Source organism: Megasphaera massiliensis (assembly GCF_000455225.1).
In the GTDB taxonomy this organism is placed as follows: domain Bacteria; phylum Bacillota; class Negativicutes; order Veillonellales; family Megasphaeraceae; genus Megasphaera; species Megasphaera massiliensis.
Genome location: NZ_HF954535.1, coordinates 17,023 through 18,559, shown reverse-complemented (window position 1 = coordinate 18,559; position 1,537 = coordinate 17,023). Strand labels below are relative to the sequence as shown.

Sequence of the window (1,537 nt, the reverse complement as noted above, 5' to 3'; positions counted from 1 at the left end):
GGTTTAATAGGGAAGCCGTATACAGTACATGATAATGTATCGTATACGGCTTTTTCGTGTTTATAATAAGATTTTTATATCAAGCCACGTATTATTAAAAAACGAGGAGATCCCTATTTCTCTCTATAATTTATAGGCAATAAAAAATCAGGGACAACATCTATGGATGCTGTCCCTGCAAAACTTTATTGAAGTTTTTCCTTGTGAATCTATTTTACACAATAGGAAACCATTTGTCAATTAAATTGGACAGGAGATTTAAGGTGGTTGTTAGTATTGGGTTGAAGGAATAGTCATAGTCACGTTGAACTCGTTCTACCCACTGGTGCAGCTGCCGTGCCGTTCGATCGTTAATCCCTTTACTGTTCACGATTTGTTTGTGTGCCCAGAGACAAGTGATGATTTGCTGGACTCGTTCATTTGCCAATTTTCTATCGATAATGACAGTAGATATATCTGCATTACTCATTGCCCGAGTCATGCCCCAATTGGCTTTTTTTCTAACCTCTCTGGACTTGGTTTTTAAATCGTTTAAAATACAGTTATTATGTGCAGCTGCATTACGGATGTATTTCACGGTCAACATAAGGTAGAAATTGTCTTTGTATCTATTGGATTCTTGTCGGGTGAATTGAAAACTAGGGCGCTCTATTGAATTCTTGTAAAAAGAGATAAAGGAACCGAAGGTTATGATTTCAAGAAAGACCCACACTGGTAAATCGTCTTTATATTTTAGATAGGCTTCCCGGCAATAAGGGCTTCGACTATTTTTATTCAGCTCTTGCATTAAGTGAATACGATTATTTTCAGGTAGATTATTTATATAATCAGAAACAATAGTATAACCGTCTTCATTTGGATTATCTGTAATAAGCTTCATCAATTTGACTTTTGCGAAATGCTCTATATTTAAAGCCATTTGTACAATAATTTCTCTAAGATACATGTCCAGTATGGCTAAATCTACGAGATAAGCAAAATCTAGATTTAAGTATTTGCTTCCCGTAATATCTTTATCAAAATTTTTTCGATATGCCAGAAGTTTAAAGAAATTATTATTTTCTTTTAAATAGGTGATCGCTTCTGCTTCATTTATACCGATAAAAGTAATTCCTTTTTCTTTAAATGATTAATCTGTTCAGGATAGGTAAGTTTACTTCTGTGAGACACCGATTATCATAGCCTTTCTTTGTATATTCTAACCTTGCTATAAACTTTATAAAAGTAAGAGTACCGATATCACGATTATATTACTGCCATAACGTTTTGGATAAAAATAGAAAGATAAACTAACGGAATAGCCTGTATAAAACGGGAAAATATACTTCTTTATAGCAGTATAGCATATCTAATAAAATGAGAGCAAATTGATTAAACTGTATAACTCTTTAGATTGGTCTTTAAAATTCACTGGAAAAAAATCATTCCATAATCAGTATGGGCAGAAACGTGAAGCGGTTTTAGCGTTTTACATTAGTGTTTTTCGGGCCCTTTTATATTTTAGGTATCATATAGAATTATAAAGAGACATGATTCC

Annotated in this window: 1 protein-coding gene; it reads right to left on the bottom strand. The window is 33.2% G+C overall.

Translation table 11 applies throughout. The features are described 5' to 3' along the window. Positions 1-214 precede the first annotated feature (214 nt). Positions 215-1,078 (bottom strand): Abi family protein, encoded by an 864-nt coding sequence (locus TX77_RS01930; RefSeq protein WP_268257928.1) that lies wholly within the window; start codon positions 1,076-1,078, stop codon positions 215-217. Positions 1,079-1,537: the final 459 nt, after the last annotated feature.